The 25,593-nt window shown below is 39.5% G+C and carries 23 protein-coding genes; 5 read left to right on the plus strand and 18 right to left on the minus strand.

Annotated elements, in window-relative coordinates; translation table 11 throughout:
- Positions 1 to 7 precede the first annotated feature (7 nt).
- The 9 genes from AC0VYV_RS19925 to AC0VYV_RS19965 form a co-directional block, all read right to left on the minus strand.
- On the minus strand, positions 8 to 262 hold the full coding sequence (locus AC0VYV_RS19925) for a hypothetical protein (RefSeq protein WP_475374163.1): 255 nt from the start codon (positions 260 to 262) through the stop codon (positions 8 to 10).
- 167 nt (positions 263 to 429) lie between these two features.
- Positions 430 to 1,515: a plasmid pRiA4b ORF-3 family protein gene (locus AC0VYV_RS19930; protein ID WP_475374164.1), complete on the minus strand. Its 1,086-nt coding sequence runs from the start codon at positions 1,513 to 1,515 to the stop codon at positions 430 to 432.
- A gap of 239 nt (positions 1,516 to 1,754) precedes the next feature.
- Complete coding sequence (locus tag AC0VYV_RS19935) at positions 1,755 to 1,946, minus strand: hypothetical protein (protein ID WP_475374165.1); 192 nt, start codon at positions 1,944 to 1,946, stop codon at positions 1,755 to 1,757.
- A gap of 24 nt (positions 1,947 to 1,970) precedes the next feature.
- The gene (locus AC0VYV_RS19940; protein WP_475374166.1) at positions 1,971 to 2,507 is read right to left on the minus strand and encodes a DUF6241 domain-containing protein; all 537 of its coding nucleotides are present in this window, start codon (positions 2,505 to 2,507) and stop codon (positions 1,971 to 1,973) included.
- A 15-nt stretch (positions 2,508 to 2,522) separates the two neighbouring features.
- Positions 2,523 to 3,473 carry a hypothetical protein gene (locus AC0VYV_RS19945; protein WP_430243226.1) on the minus strand — a complete coding sequence of 317 codons (951 nt, stop codon included), beginning with the start codon at positions 3,471 to 3,473 and terminating at the stop codon, positions 2,523 to 2,525.
- On the minus strand, positions 3,474 to 4,001 hold the full coding sequence (locus AC0VYV_RS19950; protein WP_475374167.1) for a sigma-70 family RNA polymerase sigma factor: 528 nt from the start codon (positions 3,999 to 4,001) through the stop codon (positions 3,474 to 3,476).
- Between the two features lie 261 nt (positions 4,002 to 4,262).
- A complete protein-coding gene (locus AC0VYV_RS19955) occupies positions 4,263 to 5,528 on the minus strand; it encodes a LysM peptidoglycan-binding domain-containing protein (RefSeq protein WP_475372993.1) in 1,266 nt (421 codons plus the stop codon).
- A gap of 126 nt (positions 5,529 to 5,654) precedes the next feature.
- Positions 5,655 to 7,106 carry a cell wall-binding repeat-containing protein gene (locus tag AC0VYV_RS19960; protein WP_475366000.1) on the minus strand — a complete coding sequence of 484 codons (1,452 nt, stop codon included), beginning with the start codon at positions 7,104 to 7,106 and terminating at the stop codon, positions 5,655 to 5,657.
- 240 nt (positions 7,107 to 7,346) lie between these two features.
- The gene (locus AC0VYV_RS19965) at positions 7,347 to 8,999 is read right to left on the minus strand and encodes an alpha-keto acid decarboxylase family protein (RefSeq protein ID WP_475367527.1); all 1,653 of its coding nucleotides are present in this window, start codon (positions 8,997 to 8,999) and stop codon (positions 7,347 to 7,349) included.
- Positions 9,000 to 9,165: 166 nt separating this feature from the next.
- Here AC0VYV_RS19965 and AC0VYV_RS19970 point away from each other — a divergent pair, with 166 nt between their 5' ends.
- On the plus strand, positions 9,166 to 9,651 hold the full coding sequence (locus AC0VYV_RS19970) for a MarR family winged helix-turn-helix transcriptional regulator (RefSeq protein WP_475366001.1): 486 nt from the start codon (positions 9,166 to 9,168) through the stop codon (positions 9,649 to 9,651).
- Positions 9,652 to 9,769: 118 nt separating this feature from the next.
- Here AC0VYV_RS19970 and AC0VYV_RS19975 read toward each other — a convergent pair whose 3' ends face one another.
- Positions 9,770 to 10,672 carry a DUF1672 family protein gene (locus AC0VYV_RS19975; protein ID WP_371017714.1) on the minus strand — a complete coding sequence of 301 codons (903 nt, stop codon included), beginning with the start codon at positions 10,670 to 10,672 and terminating at the stop codon, positions 9,770 to 9,772.
- Between the two features lie 119 nt (positions 10,673 to 10,791).
- Between AC0VYV_RS19975 and AC0VYV_RS19980 the strand changes: the two genes are divergently transcribed.
- From AC0VYV_RS19980 to AC0VYV_RS19995, 4 genes are all read left to right on the plus strand, one after another.
- Positions 10,792 to 11,457: a hypothetical protein gene (locus AC0VYV_RS19980; RefSeq protein WP_475366002.1), complete on the plus strand. Its 666-nt coding sequence runs from the start codon at positions 10,792 to 10,794 to the stop codon at positions 11,455 to 11,457.
- Positions 11,458 to 11,845: 388 nt separating this feature from the next.
- Complete coding sequence (locus AC0VYV_RS19985) at positions 11,846 to 12,445, plus strand: hypothetical protein (RefSeq protein ID WP_194218544.1); 600 nt, start codon at positions 11,846 to 11,848, stop codon at positions 12,443 to 12,445.
- A 4-nt stretch (positions 12,446 to 12,449) separates the two neighbouring features.
- Positions 12,450 to 14,300 (plus strand): DUF6792 domain-containing protein, encoded by a 1,851-nt coding sequence (locus AC0VYV_RS19990; RefSeq protein WP_475366003.1) that lies wholly within the window; start codon positions 12,450 to 12,452, stop codon positions 14,298 to 14,300.
- Between the two features lie 24 nt (positions 14,301 to 14,324).
- A complete protein-coding gene (locus tag AC0VYV_RS19995) occupies positions 14,325 to 14,663 on the plus strand; it encodes a hypothetical protein (RefSeq protein ID WP_475366004.1) in 339 nt (112 codons plus the stop codon).
- Between the two features lie 64 nt (positions 14,664 to 14,727).
- Here the strand turns inward: AC0VYV_RS19995 and AC0VYV_RS20000 are convergent, their stop codons facing one another.
- The 8 genes from AC0VYV_RS20000 to AC0VYV_RS20035 all read right to left on the minus strand — a co-directional run bounded on the left by AC0VYV_RS20000 (position 14,728) and on the right by AC0VYV_RS20035 (position 25,540).
- On the minus strand, positions 14,728 to 15,444 hold the full coding sequence (locus AC0VYV_RS20000) for a MurR/RpiR family transcriptional regulator (RefSeq protein WP_475366005.1): 717 nt from the start codon (positions 15,442 to 15,444) through the stop codon (positions 14,728 to 14,730).
- A 323-nt stretch (positions 15,445 to 15,767) separates the two neighbouring features.
- Entirely contained in the window at positions 15,768 to 17,066 is a 1,299-nt protein-coding gene (locus AC0VYV_RS20005) for an MFS transporter (protein WP_283153449.1), read from the minus strand.
- Between the two features lie 16 nt (positions 17,067 to 17,082).
- Positions 17,083 to 18,516: an FGGY-family carbohydrate kinase gene (locus AC0VYV_RS20010; RefSeq protein ID WP_475366006.1), complete on the minus strand. Its 1,434-nt coding sequence runs from the start codon at positions 18,514 to 18,516 to the stop codon at positions 17,083 to 17,085.
- Positions 18,517 to 18,526: 10 nt separating this feature from the next.
- Entirely contained in the window at positions 18,527 to 19,999 is a 1,473-nt protein-coding gene (locus tag AC0VYV_RS20015) for an FAD-binding oxidoreductase (RefSeq protein WP_475366007.1), read from the minus strand.
- A gap of 39 nt (positions 20,000 to 20,038) precedes the next feature.
- On the minus strand, positions 20,039 to 20,833 hold the full coding sequence (locus AC0VYV_RS20020; RefSeq protein WP_475367528.1) for an SDR family oxidoreductase: 795 nt from the start codon (positions 20,831 to 20,833) through the stop codon (positions 20,039 to 20,041).
- A gap of 280 nt (positions 20,834 to 21,113) precedes the next feature.
- On the minus strand, positions 21,114 to 22,166 hold the full coding sequence (locus AC0VYV_RS20025) for a M14 family metallopeptidase (RefSeq protein WP_475366008.1): 1,053 nt from the start codon (positions 22,164 to 22,166) through the stop codon (positions 21,114 to 21,116).
- A 68-nt stretch (positions 22,167 to 22,234) separates the two neighbouring features.
- The gene (locus AC0VYV_RS20030) at positions 22,235 to 23,422 is read right to left on the minus strand and encodes a M14 family zinc carboxypeptidase (protein ID WP_475366009.1); all 1,188 of its coding nucleotides are present in this window, start codon (positions 23,420 to 23,422) and stop codon (positions 22,235 to 22,237) included.
- Positions 23,423 to 23,908: 486 nt separating this feature from the next.
- Positions 23,909 to 25,540, minus strand: coding sequence for a DUF2207 domain-containing protein (locus AC0VYV_RS20035; protein WP_475366010.1), 1,632 nt, complete (start codon positions 25,538 to 25,540; stop codon positions 23,909 to 23,911).
- Between the last annotated feature and the right edge of the window lie 53 nt (positions 25,541 to 25,593).

Here is a 25,593-nt window from a genome sequence, read left to right on the forward strand (position 1 = left end):
ACCATCTTCATTCCTGCCGATCTTTTATCATACGTTTTAGTTCTTCTGTTTCACTTAGCTGTTGCTCCTGGTAAGTCATGATCTGAGACAGTCCAAGCAGAATAACCCCAAAGAATAAGCTACTCCCAATAACGTTCAAACCACCAAACCAGGATTGAGATACATTCCACACAATGATGCCAGTGATTACTCCAAAAATAAGAATCATCCAACCCACTAAGAAGGCGGCCACTTTAATCCCACTGTCTCTCTTTGTATTCATGATAGCACCTCTTTTTTGTTATTATTTTAACACGAACTGGTAATTAACTGGATGTGAATAACAACCTTCTAACACGAAAGAAGGCACTAAGGACTCGTTTCTATCAAACTAAAAAGCACCCCTGGAAGTGACCCAGAGATGCTTTAATATACCTTTTCGAATTGTCATTATTTCTTCAACAACCGATTAATAACATCTTTATCAAACGACTTATACCCCTGGGATATAGCCCAGTCCATCATATCCTTACGATCAGGATGATTCACATCATTAACAATTTGGAGGAATTCTTCAAATCCACCTTCTCCACCTACATCTTCAGGAGGAGCATTCCCTTCCCCATCAAGGCAGACAGAATAATTTAAATCTGAATTTTGAATGATTCGTTCTACCTCAATTTCATGCACCCAGTAATCTCCATAATCGTAGGTATACACCATGCGAGCAGGCAGATAATCCGAAAGTTTCTTTCCTCCCTCTAATGCCATTGGCGTTTCTCCTTGAAAGTCAAAAGCATGCTTACTACTGACTAAGTTCATCAGTGGACGATTATTATGTTTATCTGCTTCCAAAGGATAAATCATGAAATCATGAAGATGAGCATTCATCCACCCAAAAGTGGTTTGTAAAATTCTATGGAAACTCGAAAAGGTTGTATTCGTCGGTACTCTTAACCTTCGCCATACATTATAATCCCTGAGTTGCAGCGTTACCTTCAGAACTACCGCCTCTATACTAAAAATCTCCCCACCTGAAAGCTCTTCTAAGTCTTTGTACAATTCCTCATTTGGTACAATGTAGCTATTCTTTCCGTTTCCATACAACGTATTGCTAACCCATTGACTCAATTCTTCTTGGATAATTGTATCAGGGTCAATCATATCTTCACCGAATTCCACGTTTTCACAAGCTTTGTTTAATCTCGCAACCGTCGTGGGATTTTTAGTTTTGGCATAAGTCGTCTGGCCTGCGTTCTGAACGACTTGATTAATAATCTCTTTCTTAATCCCTTCTGCCGCATACACTCGTTCAATTCCTTTAAGCAATAGCTGATCCAATTGCTTAAAGTCTTTCGCTTTTACACCATATAGTACAATTGCATAGCGATTTTGATCATTAACGAGAACCACTACCTTTTTCCGTCCAAGCTTAATGACGTTAGCATGCCAAGAATGTAAAGGTTCCTCATCTACATCTATCGCTACGTCGCCTTTCACTTCATCTAATAGTTTTTTGGTGCATTGAATTAGCATGTAAGAGCTCCTTTTTAAAGTTCATTTAGAAAAAGACCCACTCAGTCAGTAAATCTCGCTTCATGTATTCATTCTCTAACTCCAGAAGTGTTTCGTCAAATGGCGAATGACTTATATCGTTATGAATGAAACTAGTATTCCGCTCTAACTCCCCCTGTAACTCAAACCAGTCCACTGCTTTACATAAAATAAAACGGCGGGAGTTAAACAAACGTTTGTTTAACTCCCGCACCATTCATTTAATCGTCTTTTGAAACCCTCTGAACCTCTTGAAGCAACGGCTCATACAGGTCTGAACCTTTTTTTACATAATGAAGTTCCTTCACCCCAGGTACCTTCAGGTGTATTGCTCCGCTTTCCTTGTTGTACCACAACCTTAATCCATCAAGAAAAACGGACTTTTCTGTTTCGGAAACTTCTAGTTTCATCATTTATCTCTCAATCCTTTCTTTAGTTTAGTAGTGCTCATCAACAAATACCTGCTCTTCATCAGCAGACAATAACCGACTCGCCTTTCCGACTGACCCGTTATTCAATCTCCAGAGCTCGTTATGAACGTAGACCGCATTTTCAAAATTTCCGTTTTTCCATTTCATTAACGCTTGCTCATATAAGTCGTAATGTTCATATTCTCCCTTACCTTCGACTTGATCCAGAATGGCGAGCATGTCGTCAATACGCTCATCGGTCATTTCAACAAGCGTCCATTTTTCATCAGCAAAAACTTTCTGATGTGTCATGCCGTGAAGAGTGTTCATAAAATGTTGTTCACTCGGTATATCATTATTCGCTGTTGAATCCGATCCATCATCAATATAGCGTTCATGATCAATCTCATCTGCCGCTTCTGCTGAGCCCTCATCAGATGCTTCAGTTACGCCTTTGTCTTCTAGTAAAGTTGTATTCATATCTGAGATAAACCAATAGCCAAGTCCAAGAGCCAAAAGGACGATTGATACGATTGAAATCAGTATTGTTTTAGTGGATGGCATGTTTGGGACAACTCCTTAGTATGATTGTTCGTTCAATTTATCTTTTCGTGCTAGATCTATGATTCCAGCCAGGTTAACGATACTTTGCTTAAGGACGACATATTGTTGTTCAATTTCTCTCGCTTTTTCAATGCTATCGTCTTCAAGAGATGCGGAGTCGTTTGCAAGAGTGTCCGCTTTTGTATAGATTTTATCTATCTCGCTTTTTAATGCCGGAAGTTCATCCGAATAGTTCATCGCTAGTTCCATCCGATCTCTCACTAACGCACTCCGATCATGGATTTCTTTAATACCATCAACGTTCACAACCCACCTAAAATCAACTTCATTATTATAGACTCCCACGACAGGAGGCGATAAAAGTTCGACTTCTATGTCAGCTGCCTTTTCATTGATATATCCCATAACGACGCCCATATATTGATCTTCTGTCGGAAGAGGTTGATCGTCAACTTCAGGGTCTCTTTGCCCCCAATTAATACTCGAAATATATCCAGTATCTTTCGAAAAACTATAACCATTCTCGTATTCAATATTGGACGGAATTTCTGAATCCTCCAATGAAATGCGATTTTCTTCTGGCAACTCCCATTTCAATAAATAGTCATAAATTTTTTGGTAATGCTCATCAGGAAATTTCCTTTTATCAAATTCAGCTTGTTCATTCTCCATTTTTTTCTCTACTTCATCATCACCAACAGATAAATCTGGTTGTTCTTGTTCTTCTTTTTCCAGCCCTTGTTCTGTTCCAAAATAATTAGCAACTCCATTAGACCCAAGAATAAATACCAAAAGTAAACAAGTAACGAAAGATAGAGCTGGGACCAATCGTCTTGGTTTCCGCTTGGAAGAACGACTATGAATTACGGTGTAATAAATCCGCTCCTTCTCCCTCTCACTCACCTCGCCCTTCTTCAATACCGTTCCATCCATATCCTTACGAAGATTTTTCAGCTTGTCCTCCATCTACTCAACCTCCTTATAAAGCTCACGAAGTTGCAATTTAGCACGCCTTAATCTTGTTTTAACCGTCTCTGTTTTAATACCTGTTAATTCTTCTATTTCCTGAAGACTTAAATCCTCATAATAGAACAATATAATCACTTCTCGATATTTCACCGAAAGCGAAAGAACCTTCTGAGAAATCTCTTCCCCTTCGCTCTTTTGAACGAGTATCTCATCAAGCCCAGTGGCCACCTCCACCTTTTCATCCTCGCGAAAAGGTACTATCGACCTGAACCACTTACTTTTCAAATAATCTTTGCATCGATTGACCGTAATTTTAAACAACCAGGTTTTATAGCTACTTTCTCCCCTGAAATGATCTATGTTTTTAAAACAAGAAATAAATACTTCTTGCGTAATATCATCCGCTACCGCCCAATTTTTCACATATGTATAAGCAAGCCGCTTAATCTGCTCGGCAAAGTCATCAATCAACTCCCTAACGATTTCATTTTTCTCAAACTCATTGTCTGTTTTTTTCTCCCCCAACTAGCTCCCCCCTGGATTCACCTGTATGATAGACGACTTACCTTTCGTTATCGGTTCAAAAATATACCATCTTTAGCAGTTTACGACCAGAATTAATATCAAATTTTATCTAGCTAAAGATATTCAACACAAAAAAGAACCGCAGGAAGTTCGGGGGTTCCTGGGGTTCTTGAGTTGATATTTCGTTTTCAAGTACTGACATTCTTTCAACCAAATGATCAGCTCTTCAAAGAACGAATGATACAATTTTGAATAGCTCTTTTATTTTCGCACAAGCATATTCTTCTTCACATACGCCCAGTTCTGCGGAAACGAAAAGCGAAGCCTCCAGTAAGTCGTACCCAGCAAACCATAAACTTGCATTTGTTTGTATTTGGCTGTGACGCTTTGGATATCTTCATACCAAACTGAGTGCGACGTATTTGCAAAGGTGTAGCGGTAGTTTGGCGCCTGTGCGGTTTGGTTGTATTGAATCGGAATCCACGCATTGACTGCTCGATTCTGGGCTATTTGCGCAGAAATCATTTGAGCTGGTTTAGACTGAATCGGCACCGTCCAGTCATATCCATACAAACTCATCGCCATCATGACTTTGCGAGCATCGATCTCCCCAGTGGCGTAAGTTAATACCTGTTCGATCCACCACACAGGTGAGATCGGGTCAGCTGGACCAATCGCGTAACCGTAGTCAATCGTCATAATGGAAACTATGTCCACAACCTCACCAACCGCCCTGTAGTCAAGAAAACCGACTAAACGGTTTGTTGGTATGTCGCTGCTTTTGGCATGCGCATTGAGTTGGAGTGTTAGATTACCCAGCCCTTTCTTTAACTCCATTAAAAAGGAGGTAAAATCATTTCTTCTCTCAGGTGGAACGAATTCGAAATCAATACTAATTCCTGCATAGCCTTTTTCTTTTACTTTCGCAACGAGATTTCGAACGAGTGTTGCTCTTCTTTCTTTATTTTGAAGAACCGTAGCGGCTAACTCCGCACTAAACATTTGCACGTCATAGTTACTGATGACAAGTAATGGCTTAATGTTCAACTGTTTCGTTTGCTTTAAGATTAGATCATCATCGATTGTAATAAGCTCGCCTTCAGTCGTGAATGAGTAAGTGAAGATAGCTAAATAGGTTATAGAATCTGCTAATTCATTCAACGTTTCTAAGTAAGGTGAGCCTTCTATTGCATCAAAGAAGACGAGGGTTTCCATAGGATATTTCTGCATAGTAGGAATCCGAATTCTTGCACCGATTGGAATCGTTGTCGGATTAATATTAGGATTAGCCGCAACGATTGCTAGCACGGATGTTTTATATTTTTGAGAAAGGTTCCAAAACGTATCTCCCTCTTTAATTTGATAATATCGCTCAGGTAACTCCTGATCGGGGATATACAAATTCAAGCCAGGGACAAGCCGATCAGAAACGAGACCGTTCACTGTCTTCAAAGTGGAGATTGGGACACCATAGGTCATTGAAATGCGCCAAAGATTATCCCCCATTATTACTGTGTGGACCGCCATTGAATCTCCTCCCAATTATGCAGCAGACTATACTGTTAGTGTATTTTGGGAAGGAGAAGTTCATGAATCATCCTATATTTCGACATAACTTTTCATACTTCGGGCGGTGACAGGCACCATTCACCATCAATCCAACGAAAGAATATCATCCTCTACACCAGGTCCAACAGCACTTGTTCCACCTAAAATAATATAATCAGTCGTTTGCTCTTCTTTGAAGAATTTATAAGTAGACTCTGGTAGTTGATTTTTCTTAGTTAGAATCGTAGGTGCACCAAACTTGGCTGCTAAGACAGACCCAGTCAAAGCATCAGCAAATCCTTCACCCGTCGCTACAAAGACGCCGTATGTGGGTAGCTTCAGCTTCTTCGTAACAGCTATTGATGTTTCATAACGATCATTTCCTTGTATCCTTGTTGCCGATGGAAGTTGTTTTTTCACTTTCTCACTAATCGCATTCGGGCCGCCAATCACGTACGTTTTCGTATAACTTGCCATCGCATCCTTTGTTGCTTTTGATAATTCATTTGTATCCGTTAGAAAGATTGGGTGACCGTACATAGCTGCATATGGAGCCATGGAAAGAGCATCAGGGAAGTTCCCACCATCAACTACGACTGCCGTTCGATTTGGTAGAAGCGTCTCCGCGATCGCAGCTGCTGTTTCGTATCGATTCTCTCCTTGAATTCGATTAACGGTTAACTTCATATCTTTTTTTAATTCATTTTCTACCGCTGACGATATAGCATTCGGTCCACCAAGAATCGTTACCTTCTTCACGCCGAAATCTTTCATTAAATTCCTTACGCGCTTATCAAGCTTGGCTTTTGGAGTTAGAAGAATCGGTGCATCCATTTGGAATGCTAGCGGTGCCCCTGCTAGTGCATCTGGAAAAGTAGAACCGGTCGCAAGAACCACATTATCTGCTCCATTTGGCCACCCTGCTCTAGCAATCTCGATCGCCGTTTCATAGCGATCGTCACCTGAGATGCGATCAATATACTCCATATTCATGGCAGATAAAGCATACATGCTATCTGAACCACCGCCATTTAAATCAAGAGCTCCTATATAATAAGTTCCTTCTGGAATCACATATAGTTGAATTTGAACTCCGTCGTAAACCTCATTAACATCTGGAGTTAACCAGTCCCCATGTCCATCAGCAAGAAGGAAACCGAGGTCAATCCCACGTTGTGAAGCGCCTGAAACAACCAATTCTATCGGATTTTTCACTTCAATTTGATAGACGTCAACATCATCCCATTCAAACGTGCCATACACCGTATCATCGAGATTTAATAGATTCGCTCGATCCAACGTATCATTGGGTTCATTCTCCCAGTAATCCGTTAGAGTTTTTACCTTATTGGGATCAGTAGCAAGCTTGTCTCTTACTTGTGATTGAATTTTCTCAAGTTCTTCTCCAGTAAAAGTCGTTCCTTTCTTCTGCTCCACCTTTTTAATTTCATTTTTCAACTCGTCATGACCATCGTTGATTGCATAACCTTTTCCCGGAAACGTTAATCCACTTAATATTAAAAGACTAGCTACTAGATAGAAAACCACTTTCCTCATTCAACCATCCCCCGTTTTTCCCAAATAGTGTCATAAGCACCACTCTATTATATAGGCACTAGGAACCAGAAACCATGGGAGGTTCTGTCGAAGCATAGGAAATATGAAAGAGGAATAAGGGTGACCTAGTGTCAATCTATGTCAGTTAGATGAGCTACTAAAATATGAAAAAAAGAGCCCGAATCATCAATAACAATGATTCGAACTCCCTATCATTCATTCCTTACGTTTTTCATTCCATCAATTATTCTGCGCCGCAAACTTCTTCGTTAACTTTGATAGCAGCTCCGGCGTATCGTCACGATGCATGACAACTTCGATAAAGCAAAGCTTCTCATCTTCTGCATTAGCACTAGCGAGCACCTGATCAAGCTCTTCCTCCGTCACTGCTTTAAACGTCGTGAAGTGCTCCTCCGATCCAAACGCATGCGGAAGTTTTTGATAATCCCAAGTCGCAATATCGTTATAAACTTGCTCAGGTCCATGAATCGCGCGTTCAACCGTATAACCATCATTATTAATGAGGAAAATGATTGGCTTTAAACGATGACGCATGATCGTCGACAGTTCCTGTGCTGTTAGCTGGAATGAGCCATCCCCGATAAACAAAAGATTTCGTCGCTCAGTGTCTGCGAGCTGTGAGCCAAGTAAAGCGGGCAATGTATAACCAATTGAACCCCAGAGCGGTTGACCGATAAAACGCGCCCCTTCAGGTAAAGGCATCGTCGCTGCACCGAAGAAAGACGTTCCTTGCTCAGCTAGAAGGACATCGTTTTTCTTCAAGAATTTAGCCATTCGCTCATAAAACCACTTCTGCGTGATTTCATTTGAACTTGAAGAAACCTCATCCTCTGCAAATCGCGTTGCCTCCGCTTCTCCCTCATATCGATCCAGACGAGCAGCTAGTTCATCCATCGCCTGAATCATCGAAATTGGAGCGTATTTTGCTTCCTTCCACTTCACGCCATACGGATTGATCTCGACAACCTGTTCTTCCGTAAATTGATGAGAGAAACCACCCGTAATCGAGTCACTTAGCTTTACACCAATCTGGAAAATAACATCGGCTTCATCTACTCGTTTTTGTACCTCCGGAGAGCTCAGTTCACCGTTATAAACCCCGTTGAATTGAGGATGAGATTCTGGGAAGACTCCTTTTCCCATGCTTAACGTCGCAACAGGGTAACCTGTTTTTTCTGCAAAACGAAGCAATGCTTCACGTGCTCCGAAACGGTCCACTTCATAATCAGCTAAAATGACTGGCTGAGTCGCTTCATTTGCTTCTCTCGTAATCTCACGCACCATTTCATCCAGCACTTCAGCATTTCCTTCAAATGATAAACTCAATGGTGAAGCTGGTCTGTTAACCGGCTTATTGTACACATCAATTGGAAGATTAATATGTACCGGACGCTTTTCCATCCAGCATGTTTGCAGGACGCGGTCGATTTCCTGTGCCGCATTTTCTTCCGTTAAAGTCGTTTGCGCCACCGTTACTTCTTCATACATTCTCGCAAAGCGATCGAACTTCCCATCACCAAGCGTATGGTGAACAAGCGATCCATTATTCATGACAGCTGTTGTTGGAGTGCCTGTTATTTTCACCACCGGCACGCGTTCAGCATATGCGCCAGCAATTCCGTTCACTGCACTGAGTTCTCCAACGCCAAATGTTGTGACAAGTGCACCCGCACCATTCATTCTTGCATATCCATCCGCAGCATAAGCTGCATTCAGCTCATTAGCATTTCCGACCCACTCCATTTTTCCATCTTCAAGAATCGTATCAAGAAACGCAAGATTATAATCTCCGGGTACGCCAAACATATGACGAATCCCTAATTCAGATAATCGATCTAATAAATAATTCCCTACTGTATATGTTTGTTGCATCATTGAACACTCCTTAAATAACGTCAACTATGTTGACTTAATAAAAGGGTATCAAACAAAATGATATAGGTCAAACTTGTTGACTCTTTATTGGTGGCAAAAAGGACGCAGTGGTATACTAGGAAATACAATCAATGCGATATGTTCAAAGCTTCAGGGGGTAGTGATGAAGGAAAAAACGAACGAACAAATGAATGAAGTGTTAGCCATGTTTTACTTCGCCTACAAAACATTCACAGAAGAACCGGATATTATGATTGAAGAGTACGGCATCCAACGCGTTCACCACCGCATTCTTTTTTTCATCGCACGTTTTCCTGGACTTAGCGTGAATGAATTATTATCACTGTTAGAAGTAAGCAAACAGGCGCTTCATCGACCAATGAAAACTTTAATCGAAAAAGAACTTGTCACAACATCAGAAGCGGAACACGACCGCCGTGTTAAACAGCTGTTTCTAACGGATAAAGGCGAACATTTAGAGGAAAAGCTGAGCAACACACAAAAACAGCACCTCACTTCCATTTTCCAAGAACTAAAGCCTGAACAAGTCGATGCCTGGCAAACGATTATGGAGAAATTATCGGTCGAGCGGGATGGGTTTGAAGCGTGGAAGAACAAGTTAAAAAATGAACCAGATAACTCTAAATGATGTTGTTTTGAGTAAATTATTTGAGAGATAAAATAAGCGGCTAGCTTTATGACAAACTCATAAACTAGCCGCTTTTAAGATATTTGTTAAAATATACAATTGATCAATAAAAACACCTTTACCTCTTTATTATATAATTCGGAGCTTTTCTTTCCAGGGTGTTTTCCTTATTATTCTGTCCATTCGTTTTATCAACTGTATTATCATGCAGTAAAAAACTATACTTTCCAATCGGTAGTCCGTCCATATCGGATAAATCACTCACGATTTGATCGAATATTTCCTTGTTTGGTTCAACACCAGGTTCCTCCATATACAGTTGAATAAGAACACTAACCATAGCCGGATTGATTGATTCCCCTTCTAACATATTGACCCATTCATCTTTTGGGAGATCCGAATTTTCAAGATACTCGTTCAAAAGTTTTTCTTGCACAACACCACCGTAAATGACTACTTTATAATAAGGGGTTGTATGATAATTACCCACACCATTTTGGTTAGCTTCTTCAGAGATACCTACTACAGGATACTCTTTCACTTTTCCATCTAAATACTGATCAAGTTTCTGAAATTCATCTTCATAGATCCACGTGTATAATCCACTACTAATAGCAGCTCCAACCTGACCTTCTTGCGACCAAACCCCAGTAGAATCTACTGTCTCTGATTGCTGATCGACAGAGATAATTGCATAGGAGTAGAAATGTGGTTTGCCCACCGATTCGACAAAAACAATTGCACCGTCTACTGCTCCCACGATGCTATGTACCTTTACTTTGGTTTGATAGTTTCTCTTAAAATACTGCTTTACTGCCCGATCAACCTCTTCGCTATGTTCTTCCGCAATCTCACCGTTTCTTTCACCTTTCGCAAGCGTATAACCTTCCCCTGTATATTCTTGAACAGAGAGAAAGTATTTTTCTTCTACTCTATCTTTTATGGTGCTGCTTTCTTTATTGGCACACTCACTTATGAATAACAGACTAAGAATCCTGAAGAGAAAAAGAAAGTTTTTCACTAATTACTCCTCTCGTATAAATAAAATAAAAGTAGGATTAGCACTATTCATTCCAATAAAAGTAAATCTATTGTATCTTTTAATAGAAGAGACATATAACCTTTAACTTGGAGGTATCAATGAAACAACCAATTACTCTAATCATTCTTCTCTCTTTTCTTATAACAGGTTGTCAAATAAGTAATGAGATCAAAACAACTGATCCTGAAAAAGTTGATCCTAAAGAACTACCTAAAGTAAGAGCTTTTAAAGATGAGTTTACGAGAGGTTTCTTACAATCCATTAAAGAGACAAGGGAGGGATACTATCTTTTTCGATCAGATACCAACCACTACACAATGGACTTCCCTTCCGGAGGAGTAATAGGTGAGATGGGATATTCCATACAAAAAGTCTCTGAAAGTTTCCTTGTTGGTGTAGAAGGTAAAAATACTGATTCTGAAATATCTATAAAATACCTTGAATTTATGAAGAAAGAATTGAGAGAATCAAGAATTGAAACGCTAATAAAAAATTCAAAATCCCCACTTAATTTTGAAACAAGGGAATTGGATGATCGTACAATAAGTACAGCTTACTTCGAGACTGATAAGGGTTATTATGGATACGTGGCCCTAGTCCAAAATACTAAAAGATACGGGGCTGTTGAGGTAACTTACACTTCAGAATGTAAAGTGGACCTATCAAATTGTGAAGAAGTGATAAAAAGTAAAAAAAATTCCTTCACTAACTGGATTGAAAGCATTCATTTTATTAATCAAGAAACACACGAAACATCCAATTAACCACAAATCAAAACACCGCGAACGTTAACAGGCATCTCACTATAATAATGGGGAGGTTATCGCCAAACCAACTAACCTCTCTACTCTAAGAGTTCTCTCATTAGTCTAAGCAAATACTCCAGATTGTACAGAAAGCAATAGGAGAAAAAACACTTAACAGAAAAAATCCATTCATCAAAACGACAATAAATCAAACATAGCACAGCTAGTACTAATGTCTCTACTTCGCTGACCAAACAAAAAAATCTCTCAGTTACATTCCAAGAAAAGGATATCTATTGTATCTTTTAATAAGAGCCCTATAACAACCATATGAAGCTGGAGGATCACAATGAGATTAATTATTAGTCTACTCATGGTTTTATCTATATTTTTAGGAGGCTGTCAAATGAGTGAAGAAAATCAAACAACGGATCCAGAGAAAGTAGATACAGAGAAACTGCCGAATGTAAAAGCATTTGAAGATGAATTTACTAAGGGGTTCATTCAATCAATTAACGAAACAGAAGAAGGATTTTATCCTTTTCTTTCTGAAACTGGTGCTTATAGTATGAATTTTCCTCAAGAGGGCGTTATAGATGAAAGAGGATATTATGTACAAGACGGTACTGAAAAATATAGTATTGGTCTAAAAGATAATAATGTCAGTACCAGAATCAATATTAAATACTATCAATTTATGAAAGCTGAATTTATGGAGTCTAGCTTGCAAACGCTTGAAGAAAATTTTGACCTCCCTCTTCAATTTCAAGAAAAAAAACTTGATGGACGCACTATACAAAGAGCTTTTTATGAAGATGAAGATGGTTACTTTGGAGTAGTCGCCATGGTTCAGAACACAGAAAATAATGGAGCTATTGAAGTGACAACACTTTCAGAGTGTAGTAAGGGTAATGCCGACAGTCACTGTAATCAAGTTAAGAAAGATTACAAAACCACTATCTATCATTGGCTAGAATCCATTAAATTCATTACGGAAAGTGAGTAAACTTATGACGATTCAACTATCAAATTCTCGCGAGTTTCGTCTAAGAATAACAGAATTGGAGTATAGCAATCTTTCCGATAAAGAGTTCATTCAAGAAGTACAACAAATTTATCTTGAAGAATTCGGGGAAGTTCTTCCTGCTAACATAGATATCTTCCACTCATCGGAGTCTGTCAGACTTGAAGGAGATACTTCAGGTTATGACGGTACAGCAATTCATTTTAAATCAAAAGAAAATGATATCAATGAAATATATGTTATTTCACAGGGCTCCCAAGGAAATGACGATTGGACTTATAACATTAAAGCTATGTTTGCTGGTAAAGATTATTCACAAGCGCAGATGACAAATGAATTTGTTAAAGATGTAAAAAATGAATTTCAAATTTCAGAGAAAGACAATACTGTCCCGATAATCGGACTTTCTCATTCACTAGCACATAACAATAATACAACTGCTCTACTTTTATACAACACATTTGATGAAGTCTATAGTGTAAATGGTGCACAAACTAATTACTATCAGTTATTTGAGGCTGATACTAATTTCCAAAGAGAACTTGCAAAAACATTTTCCATTTCGCCTGATAACCGAAATGCTATCTACACTATAGACCCCAAAGCCCTCGAAGCCTTCACCAAAGATTACTACAGCCAAAAAGCAAAAAGGGTTCATCAAACCATCTCCTATGATGATCCGTTATATGGGGCAAGTGGTGTAAGAGGATTTGTTACTCTTGGGGAAGTAGACATGATCGATACAAACCCAACTTATAAAGGCATTCGTGAATTGGTTGATGAAATTCCTGACCATGTTATTGAAGACTTTCAGCAGCTTGCCATTAATTATACGGTTGCCTCTAAAAAAGATGGAAATGATCAAGTGATTAAGGATTTGGTAGGTTTCGATCCTGAACTATTAAACGGCAACCCAATCGCAAATATATCGGGCACATATCTGCTCGACCAATCAAAATTTAGTGATATGGTCGAAAGCATGAACGAAAAAGTTCCTGACCTTCTCGATAATGTTCAGGTCATTACTCAAAACGCCGACACTATTTTCGGAAAGTTAGTAGAAGCCAACTATATTACAACTGCCCAAAAAACCGAGCTTGTGCATGTCTTTGAGAAAGTAGAGAAAGATTTACAAGACATTGAGGATATTATTTGGAAAATGGATCAGATTCGCTTCGATTCAGTGATTCTCCAACCACCGCCTATCGCTGGAGATGCAATCTTGGCTTCCAGACTTTATCATAATTACATGCAAATTCTCTCGCAGCTTGAGACTTTAAATAAAGAAGAATACAAGAAACTTATGGATACGATCGTATCCAGTCATAGTATAGCTGAAATGCTTGAGGCCATTAGGTCTGGTAATAAATCCTATCAGGGTACAGATATGGTTTACTCCACAAGTCAAAATGGTGAGACCATCTTGGTGAATATATCCGCGTCTCTTCGCATGTATCGGGATGGAAAAACTGTTATTCAAGAAAAAGAAGAGGCAATCCGAAGGTTTGAGCTCGCTGTGAATAGAGAGATCGAGGAAGAATACTTAAAACAAAAGCATCAAGTTTTTACGAAAGTAAATGATATTGAGCAAAATCCAGATCATTATAGCATGTATCTTCGAAAGCACATCTATTTCAGTCGACTCAGTAAAACCATTCGTCATATCTCTGTTCACGAATCTATTCCTCCTCTTCAAGGTGTTGATTTCGACTATGAACTGTCTGCTCTTCGTAAGCAAGTAACTAAGGGGTATGACTATATCGAAAAGTATCGAAAAGCTATTGAAGATTTGTTTCACGAAGATGACCGAGTTTCTACGCTTTTTTCACTCATTTAATGAGTTGCCTAAGGAGGTATTTTCTTGAAAGAACTACATTCATTAACAGTAAGAGAACGAATTCTTGAATCCACAAGTCTATTACATAAGCAAAAGCAGCTTCAGGATGCCATTGACGACATTCATCATATCGATGAACAGTTTCTAAATTTGGTACGGACTATTATCATTAGCGAAGATCAGCAAGGCGAAATTGTTAAAGCAATGGTAGAGGAAACCGAGCGTTATACAATGACAAAGCGCACTCTGCTAACAGCTTTAGAAAATCAGTCTGAACAGGCTGTCAAATCTTTAGACAGACAAGCAGATGATCTAAAGGTTCAGAGTCTAACGATTACTTATGAAGATACTCCTTCTGCTTAACTTGTACACAAAAAGCGTCTCACCTCATTCCCCTATGAAGTAAGACGCTTTTCTAATACCGTATTCATCGTGCCCCTCCCCCACTAATCCTCGCAATCACTTCTTCAATAAAAATAAAAAACACCGTTCTCGTTTTTTCAAAAGGAAGCAGGCTGTTATCCTGATTAAACTTCGATAAATAGAAAATATAGTCCGCCATCGAATTTAACGTGTTCACATACTCTTCTAGAATCAGCATGATATCTGCACCGTTTTGCTTTGTTTCTGTAAATAAATTTTCAAACGATGAGAATTTCCCTGTAACGGAAAGAACGATCAGAAGCGTATCTTCATCTGCCAGTCGGCTCGCAAAGTCTTCACTTTGTGCTACGGTGATATTTTTATTTGTGACAACTGTCAACTTGTACGCAAAGTACTCTGCACTAATAAAAGATGGTCCAAGACCGTAGATAATCACCTTCTTATACTTTTGAAAAACAGAAACAAAATCATCAATAAGGGCAGGATCGAAGTTTTCCAAAAACTGCATCAATCGCTCAATTTCATTTGATTTTTTTTGTTTTTCAAGGTTAATTTGCTGGCCGCTAAAGTAAAGCTTGTACTGCTTAAAGTTATCGAAGCCTAATTTCCGAACGAGCTTCGACACTTTTGAGGGAGAGACTTCACATAGCTCAGCGGCATCGATGATTTTCAACTTATCGTTTGTAGCAACAACATCCGATAATTTGCCGTGAACTTCTTCTTCTAATTTCGTTAAATTAGCCGTATCTAATTTGATCATTTAATTGCCATTCCCTTCCTTTCTTGCTCCAGTCCCTAGGCCATACCGATAAGACTGGTTGCTAACTACGAATAATCGTTATATCCTATTAACATTGATGAAATAAGTCAGCTAATACGCCTTTCATTCTCTTTCAACTGATAGTTGGAACCTGATTTCATTCCAACTCGTTTTTCTTTTCCCTATAAGTCTATCCCCTTAAGCTTTTAATTTCTACTATCACTAAGCAAACTATATGAATAAAATTACTATAAAATAAACAATCGTAATTTCCTCATCGAAAATTACGATTGCCTGTCTATTATTGGAATAGATTCCGCTTCTTATACTGCGCTTTGGTGTGACTCTTGCTCAGTATATTTCACGTTTCGATTAACTGTCGTTTTAAAGATTAGCGTAATGATGATACCTAATACACCAGCTACTGCACTAAAGATGAAGTATGCATTGTAACCCCCTGCATCTCCAAAGGATGAAAGCATCAAGCTCATAACGAGCGGTAATAGAATGTCTGGTAAGTAACCAATAAATGAAACTAAACCAATTGATAGACCAAGTACTTCGTCATCAATGTCACAATCGCCTAGTAGCGCCCAATAAAGACCTCGGATCGTATAGACAGATAAACCACTTAAGATAATCAATGCACTAAAGTAAAAATTCGGCAAAGTTGTTGGTAATATTGCAACCGCTGTCAAAAAGAGGGTCGCTAATCCCAAGGCTATTATAAGGATACTGCTTTTCCCAAATTTATCTCCTAAAAACCCTCCGACAACACCACCAATTGGCCGCATCCAAAGCATTGTCACTGTGATGGTCCCTACAATAGATGCATTCATTCCAACATTCGTTTCTAAAAACCCTCCAAAATAATACACGGTCCACGTCACAATGTAACTCATAAAAATGATGCCACCAAGTAACCAGACAAATTTGTTAGCAAAAACTTTTTTCAAAGTCGCTAAATTTAGGGGTGGTCCTTTTTTCACATCTTTTTCTGTTTTCTTAGTAGAGTTATCTTCAACATCCACAAAAATCATAATCAGAACAGAAACTGCAATCAGTACGCCTGAATACAGATAGATAACATTCACCAACGCGTCTTGTTTATCCGCTACAGCTGTACTTGTTCCAAGTACTCTTGAAAAGATAAACACTGCGATACTCGCTAGTGTTGCTTCAACAACACCTCGACCGCCATCCAAAATCCCAAAAAAGCGTCCTTCTTCTTCTTTTTTTGAAATGAGCTTCACAAGTTTTAAATGGGCTGCCCAGAAGGTTAAAACAGAGAAGATCCCCCAAATTGCAAAGATGAGAATGACAACTGGATAGCTTGGCACTTGAGCAAACCAAATACCAGCTAATCCTACAAAAAATAAAGAAACAGAAATGAGTTTCTTAGCGGAAAACCGATCCGAAATCCACCCACTTGGAAAGTAACCGATTATAAACGCGACACCTAAAACGGAAAAAATGCTATTTAATTGCGATAAACTCATCCCATACACTTCTAATATCGTCCCTTGATAATTTGTTCGAAGGTAAATGAGTGGAAAAATAGCACCTGCCGCTAACACTATAAGCATAAATTGAAAATATCGTTTCAGATTATTGGATTTCATAAGGATCATCCATTTCTTATTTAAAAATCGGATAAGAAAGTTTAAAAATTTCATCCGTATGCTTTCTCACATGCTGTACAACCGTTTCGTTTAAGGTCTTATAAAAATTGTAATTCTCCGCATTCGGCTCAAACGTTTTTTCCGTTTTCACCATTTGCTCAATCGCTTCAGAAAAATCATCGTAAACACTTAAATACTTCGAAGCGCTAATGGCTGCCCCTAAACAGGCACTACTGCTTCCCTTCCGCCGATGCACGGGTAACCCAAATAAATCGGACAGGATTTGCATGATGACATCACTCTTGGAACCCCCACCGATCACGACTAATTCATTCAGCTCCACATCAATTTCATCTAACATCTCATCAATGTTGTTTTTAATATTAAATGCAATCGCTTCCAGGATCGAACGATAAATATGGTACCTAGAATGTCGTTGATCGAAGCCTAGCATTAACCCTTTTCGATAAGGCTTATCAGGTGAAGCTAACCAATCTAGGATCGTAATCAACCCTTCACTACCAACAGGAACTTCTTCCGCCTTACGATTCAAGAACTCTTCTTCCGAGATCCCTAACTTTTCTGCTTCCGTTACAAGCTCTTCACCGATTAACTTCTTAAACCAGCTAACCGTCCATAATCCACGTCGAATACCGTTAGATTCATAGACGTATTTAAAAGGAATGGATGCAAAGGTTGGAAAAAAGTTTTTCGCGTCCTCATAATAGTTGTCTCTTAATAACATGGAAGAAATAAAGGTACCCAATGAAATCATGATTGAACTGTCGTTCTGAATACCTGATCCAAGCACTTCCACCGCTTTATCGTTCGAAGTAGCAACGACTGGAATGCCTTCGCTTAAACCAAATTCCTTTGCAAGCTCATTACGAATGGAACCGAGCTTTTCACCTGGTTTCACAAGGTTAAACAGCATATCTCTTCGTAAGCCGTTCGCTTCAATTACGGCGTCATCCGTCGACCAATCTAACGTTTCACGGTCAATCGGCCAAAATACTTCCTGATTACCAGCCGTATCGTTGTATTCTCCCGTCAGCTGTAATCCTAAATAGCCAGAAGTTGTTGTCACATACTGTACGCGATCATCTTTGTGCTCATACGGTTTTGATAATCTAGCATCCATCCAGCTAATCGCTGGATGGGCTAAATCACCGTCTTCATTAAGTAAAACGCGACAGCATCGGATTGTACATAACCCGATTGCTTCGATTTCTTTCAGATTACCGTCGAAATTTGCTAAACAGTTTTTCACACCGTAATAAACACTATCCCATAAGTCATCGTCTGGGTGAATGACGACGCCTGGTTCAGGTGTTAAGGTTTCCCTTAACGCCTGTGAACCATAAGCGACTTCATTTCCTTCTAGGTCAAAGATCACTACTTTTGTACTTTGTGATCCATTATCAATCCCCATGATGTATCGATTCGCCATGATTTCCCTCCTAGCCTCTAATATACTTTTTCACTTCGCTAGGTTGAGGGAAAATCGTTCCGTGATTCATGATGCCTTTTGGATCAAACGCTTCTTTCAACTTCTCAAGCATATAGTATGCAGAACCGTGCTCTTCTTTTGTCCATTCAGAACGATACTTCCCAATACCATGGTGGTGACACATAGAGCCGCCAAGCTTCAACGTTTCTTCAATAATGATTTGGTGAATCGGGTGGTGATAAATGCGCATTTCATCTTCTGGTGCACAATTAATTGTGTAGTTGTAAACAAAATACATATTTGTTCCGTTCAAGTAGCTATGAGAAGAGTGACCGCCAAGCATCGTTAGCTCATCTGCACGATCAAACTCATTTTTAATCCGTTCGATAACATTGTTATAAAGTTTCGGGATACTTTCCCAGTCAGCCGACACTTCTGTTGTAAACCCATCATGAGTATTGTGATCAATCATATCTTGGATTTCGCGCTCAATGCGGCTTTCATCCCAGTTCAAGTTATTGAACCAGTTTTCAATTAGCGACGAATCTACTTTTTCAACAATTCCTGACTGGAACTTTTCAACTGCTTCTTCAATACCTGCGTTAGTCGCTTCCACGATTCCTTTTGGACCTTCCGCCATGAAAATCAAAACGCACTTATCATTATAAAAATGTTTAAAATGCTGTCTTGCATCTTCTTCAGAATAAACGCGCGCAACAGATGGACGGTAACCATTCACCATGACTTCACGTAGCACTTTGATCCCAGTTTCAACATCTTTAATCAAGTAGCCGTGGAACGCATTATTCTCTGGATTGTGCTTAAAGATTTTCACCGTTACTTCTGTGATATAACAAAGTGCACCTTCATTCCCAATCGCAATGTGGCGAATATCCGGGCCGCCAGAACGTCTTGGAACGTTCTTAATCTTTGAAACTTGTCCTTCAGGAAAAACACATTCTAGGCCAACAACCATATCCTCAATCGCACCATACAAAGTGGAAAGCTGACCAATACTTCTTGTGGAAACAAGGCCACCATATTGAGCAACTGGCTTGGACTGCGGTGAGTGACCAGTCGTATAGCCCAATTTACGTAGCTCATCTTCAAGCGTTTGAAGCTTCACCCCAGACTGAACCGTAGCCTGCATGTTGTACGTATCCATTTTAATAATTTCATTCATCTTAGAACCGTCAATGACGAGCGTCGTTTCTTTCCAGTTCTCAAGTCCACCCTCAGTGCCTGTTTTCCCACTTCTAGGGATCACGTTAATATTATTTTCATTACAGAACATGAGAAGCGTTTTAACTTCTTCCGTTGAATGAGGAAACACGATCGCAAGTGGTGCTGGAACATCAAGTACATTTTTCGTTTTTGCGTATTTCTTATAGCGATCAGCTGATGCATCGTAGAGCGCCTCTTCATTTGTTACGATTTGATCCTCAGAAAGTAGAGATTTTAATTCTTCTAATAGGTTTTTCATAATTGATTCTCCTTTTTTATTATGATAGTTTAATAGAATTTATCGTACGAGGTAACCACCATCGACATTAAGTAACGTTCCATTTACATAGTTAGAAGCGTCAGATGCCAAGAAAACAACCGCTCCCATGAGATCCTGAATGTTTCCCCAGCGATTCGCTGGAATGTGATCCAGTACGCGCTGATTGCTTTCAGGATTTTCTCGCGTGTTCTTTGTTACGTCTGTTGCAAAGTACCCAGGCGCAATGCCATTCACTTGAATGTTATATTGAGCGAGTTCATCGCAATACGCTTTTGTAAATCCAGCCAAACCATGCTTTGTGGCTGCATAAGCTGGCGACCATTGTCCACCAAGATAAGAGAACAGTGAGCACGTATTAATAATTTTTCCGCTTTGTTGTGGAATCATATGTTTTGCTGCTTCGTGTGACAGTTCAAACGGAGCATTTAAATTGACAGACACCATTTTATCCCACTGAAGTCTGGAGAACTTCGTAACATCTGGTTCATTGATGTTAATCCCGGCATTATTGACGAGAATATCAATCTTTCCAAAAACACTTAAACATTTATCAATAATATGCTTGCAGACGCCTTCTTCAGTTAAGTTTCCAAGCATTAAATGATATTGAACGCCCTCTGCTTCAATTAATTTCTTCGTTCTGTCGTCATCTTCTTCCATACTAACCGCAAAGATATTAGCTCCTGCCTTCGCTAACGCAAGCGCAAATCCTTGCCCTAGTCCTGAATTACCTCCAGTGATAATTGCAACTTTTCCTTTAAGATTAAAAAAATCCATATTAAAATCAGTGATCTTATTCATTTCCGGGTTCATACTCAATATTGCCACCCTTCAGATTATTTTATCTTTTCTTCAACTAGGTTCATTCTAATCCTCCACAAAATGAAAATCAAGCGTTTTCAGAGAAATTTCTCTTTTTATTATAAATAAATTATAATAAAAGGAAAATTTTCTTGTCGTGCAAGTGGGATTCATTACCCTCTCACCTCTTTTTTCGTTAAAAACAAGAAAAAAGAGACAAACCTATTAAATCTCTAATAGGTTTATCTCTCACATTTAAACTATCTTTTTCTTATATCGTAGGTTTTTTTACTTACTCCCCATCATAATTACTTTCCGGAAGCGTATCCCAGAAAGTAGTATCTGCTGAATCAATCGAATCATCTGCCAGTGCATTTAGACTCGCTTTCATTGCCGTAACCGCTTGTTGGATTAAATAACCATTACTCTTCTGCCCGAGAACGTAATCATCGCGATAATGATCGGCCATACCACGCATTTCAAAAAGAAGTGTTGCAATACCGTATTCCATCGCGAGTCCGTTTCGACTAATTGTTGGCGCACTTCCTCCCGGATACTTCGACAGTAGGCCATATCCTTTTGCTTCAACCGCGTTATAAACAACGGATCCGAGTTCTTTAGACTGCTCCACCACTTCTGGATCAACGTCTCCGTTTGTAGGATAAAGAATAGAACCAGACACAAGCTCGCCCGTGTGGCCTAACGTTGTTTGCGTCCCCTGATGATGAAGGTCAATCATATAATCCGGCGAATATTTTTGTAGCACATTCTCGTGTAGCGCCTGTGTTTCAGGCTGCTCGCGATCCACATGATCACGGTTAAGATCAACTTCGTTGGCATTATAGCGTGTATGCGTACCAGAAACATAGTCTTCTAATGAAAAATTCACATCACCTTCTGCCCCATCAACATTAAGTCGCGGTGCAATCAGCACATTCACGTTATCAAGGATATTCTGCACATTGTTTCCGTTCGAAGATAAATACTTAATCATCTCAAGAGCGCCTTCCGTCGTTAACGTTTCATTTCCGTGCTGCTGTGTTAAGAATAGAATTGTTGGATTATCTGGGTTCATGGTACCAAACTTAGCAAGGTAAAGATCTCTCCCTTTAACCGACTGACCGTACACTTCAAGCTCCAACGCTTCAGAGCGCTTATCGACTTTTTCTAAAAAGCTCACCATTTCTTCATAAGAATGCAGGCGTTCATTTTTTATCGTTTCATTGCCACCATAGTTCGGTCCATTCGGTCCGTTATCTCCAGCTAAAGCCGTATTCCCTGTTAAAAACGAACCAGACACAAGCATCGTTCCTGCTACTGTTAATGTAAGAATTTGTTTTTTCATATATATCCTCCTCTAAATCATCAATGATTGGTTGTGTTTCCGCTTATAAAACTCTGTATCTAACTGGACTATCGTTCTGTTAATGGGATGCTATCATAATCCTCAGGGTCAATTTCATAAACATCTTCGCTCACTACGCTGTCAATAATGCCATTAAGTCCAATTTCAACGGCCTTAATCAGCCTTCCTTTTTCCTTCTGACCATAGCTTTGCGTTTGACCAGTTACCTCAAACAGCACTGCGCCGCTTCCATTAAGTGCAAAGGAACCAAGTGCAGTACCAGGTAAATCAAGATTCTGTGGATACAGGCTAATATGATCAAATGGGGAATTCCCTCGTTCTTGCAGAGCGTTATATGCAGCAACATTTAACTGCTTTGAAAAATCACCATCATATGTATCAGCATACTCACTGTATTTCGAGCCTTCTTCACTTTCAGGATCAGGAACAAAATCCCCTGAAATCGAAAGCGTCACTTTATCATCTGTGCCTTCAACAAAATATTCGCCTTGATGATGCAAATCAACGAACACATCGACTACTCCATACTCACTCAACAACCCTTTGTAAACATCACGAACCGTTTGGGCTTCAGGAGTAATGTACCAGCCTGGATTTGAAGAGTTATTTGGAAAATCTTCAGGTTGTGGCACATAGTTAAGATTTGGATTAAAATCTCGGTTCACATCAAATCCCGGATTCGAATCATAATCCCAATATTGGTTCGTATACGTGTAGTAATTCCAGGATGGCAACGCACTAGCGAGCTGAGGGAAATCTTCCACAACTTCACTCCAGGACATATCATTTCCCCGTCTGTTTAACTCTGTCGCATCCGGGTTCACCATCGGCATGGCAACAATCGTCACTTCATTCCTGATTTTCTTTGCTTCTGGCGAATTCGAGCCAAGCTTCTGCAGTAAATTCAATAGTGCTGCCGTACCCGTTTTTTCATTCCCATGAATTTCGCTTTGTACTAAAATGACTTTGTCACCCGATCCAACTGTCGCCTTATAAATTTCACGGCCTTGATTGGAGTAACCTGCAACCTCCACATTAACCTGTCCCTGACTGCTTTTATCAATTTGCTGAAGTTTTTTACTTAGCTCCGCATGACTAATAAAACCAGAGATCGAGTATTCTTGGCTTTGCGCTTGCACTGGTTTGGCGTTCGGCGCTGCCATCGTAGAGCTAGCAAATACTGATGTCAATATCAGCGTGCTACACAACAACGTTACCTTTTTCTTTCGATTCATCTCATTCCTCCTCCGTTTTTAAAGACTCTACCACTCCGTCATTCTCGATTTCCATCTCCTTCCCTTTTAAATCTGGCGAAAACGAAACGTTTGGACTAAGGGTTATGGAGAAAATAGGTCGATTTACATGGGGGATTTTAACATCGTTATAAAAAAGAAAAGGACATTTGACGGTGATTGTGATTTCTTCAACACCAAGCAAATTTCAATGCTTTCATCACCGTGTTCTTCTTCGTTGTCATTAGGATTTGCTATCATATTGTTAATGGAAGGGTTCCGGTTTTACGGTTTCAGGTAGCTAAAAAGTGATCTCCATCTTTCTTTTGTCTTTCAACACATAAAGCAGATAAACGAAAGTTAATAAATGAATTTCAAAAATCCACAAAAAAACCAGGTAAACTAATCAATTAACAGATTAGCCCCTGGTTTTTCTGTATAATCTTGTAAGTTAATTTTAAAGACGATTTCTTTTTCAGCGGGCTTTTTCTAAAACGCCCCTGAACCTCCTCCCCCACCTCCTACGCCTGATCCACCGCCACCGCTAGAACCAGCTGCTGATACGGCAGTATGTTGATCTGCTTTTTCAAAGCCTGACTGAAACGTTTCAGCTAAAAGTAGGTAAATCATCCACTCATTATTTTGTGACGTAGAAGCAAATTGAGCGGACACCTTTCGCTTTCCGGCTCCAATTTGGTATAGAAGAGCCGGAACTTGTTCATTCTGATCCCACTCTTTCCATTGATCGCTGACCTTTAGCGGCGTCACTGTTTCCATAATTCTTCTTCCCTTTTCATTTAACGGTCGGTAGGCGATGGGAAAGATGAGAAAGAAAAGGAAAAGCAAACTAACCAGAAGCATCCAGAGAAACAGTTCATGATAAGCAAACAAGAAGATGCTTATGAAGGATCCAAGTGCGGCTAATCCTGAAATCCAACGGGTTTTCACTGCTTTTTCAGTCAGGTCATACTGCTTATACTCTCTCCGTACCGCTTCTTTCCAGCCTGAAAAGCTTTTTTGATATTTCTCATGATTTTTCTTCTCTTCCACATAGCTTTCCAGATCCTTCACGTGAAAGATATGACTTGAAGCAATATCATCAAATAGCCATTCGATTAATCTAGTTTCATGCTTAAAATCAGTATCTCTATTCACTAGTTCAAACTCTTCATCTGATATCTTTTTGATATTTTCTTTTCGAACAAGTTCAAGTAACGAAGCAATAACCGCTGATGCTTTAAGATTACCTCCTGTAAACAATAGAATTGCTGGCAAGCTCATTTCTGTATCTGGAAAGCGACCATTTCCGCTAATCTGCCGTTCAATCTCAATCTCAGTCAACCTCTTTCTTCTGATTGCGTGAACGAGCAATCCAATTACAATTAGAAGCAATCCACCAACAATCACAGGAGCAACCCCACCCCAACGCTCTCTCGCCTCCCTTTCGGCAGCTACTTCCGCGTCCATTTTCTCTTGACCAGAAAGAATGTCACCAAGCATTGGCATTTCAGCTGTCAAAGTTGCTTCTGAAAAAAGTGAGGCATCATATGCAACGCGAATATCGCCGTTTTCCTCACTCGATACTTCCCCGAGATTGAAAACGACTGTCCCCTCATCAATCGTTTCAACAGCATCATAAGCTTCATCATATCCGTACGCTGCCTTCACATCAGCAGGTATGGGAGGTACAACCGTTATCGTCATATTTTCGTATGTCGTTTCATTGCTTTCGTCAAAAAAAGGATAATAAAACTGGGCGACGTCTTCGAATCGTTCCACTCCATTAGTAATCGTATAGGTGATGTCGACAGTTACGGTTTCATCAGAGCCACCACGGTATACTTTATAAACATCACCATCTTTCTCTACCTTAAGTTCCTTCCCATTTTCAGTAGCTTGGAAGTTCTTAATTGTCGTCTTTTCTTTCGAGATAAGTCTCCTTGTGATGCCGTTAAAATCTCCATCAAATTCATACGTGTGGCTTTCTTTTACATCTACCTGACCGTCCTCGTGTAGTTGGGCAGTGATATCGGTCGCTTCAATAGAAAACTCAACCGCCCATACATTTACAGGAATGAGTAAGATAAAAAGAAAAAAGCCTAAAACTAACACCTTATTCATAGACGTAACCTTCTTTCCTGTACATTTACACTTTTATATACGGATAAAATAGG

The organism is Anaerobacillus sp. QJM3NY_17 (assembly GCF_056173665.1).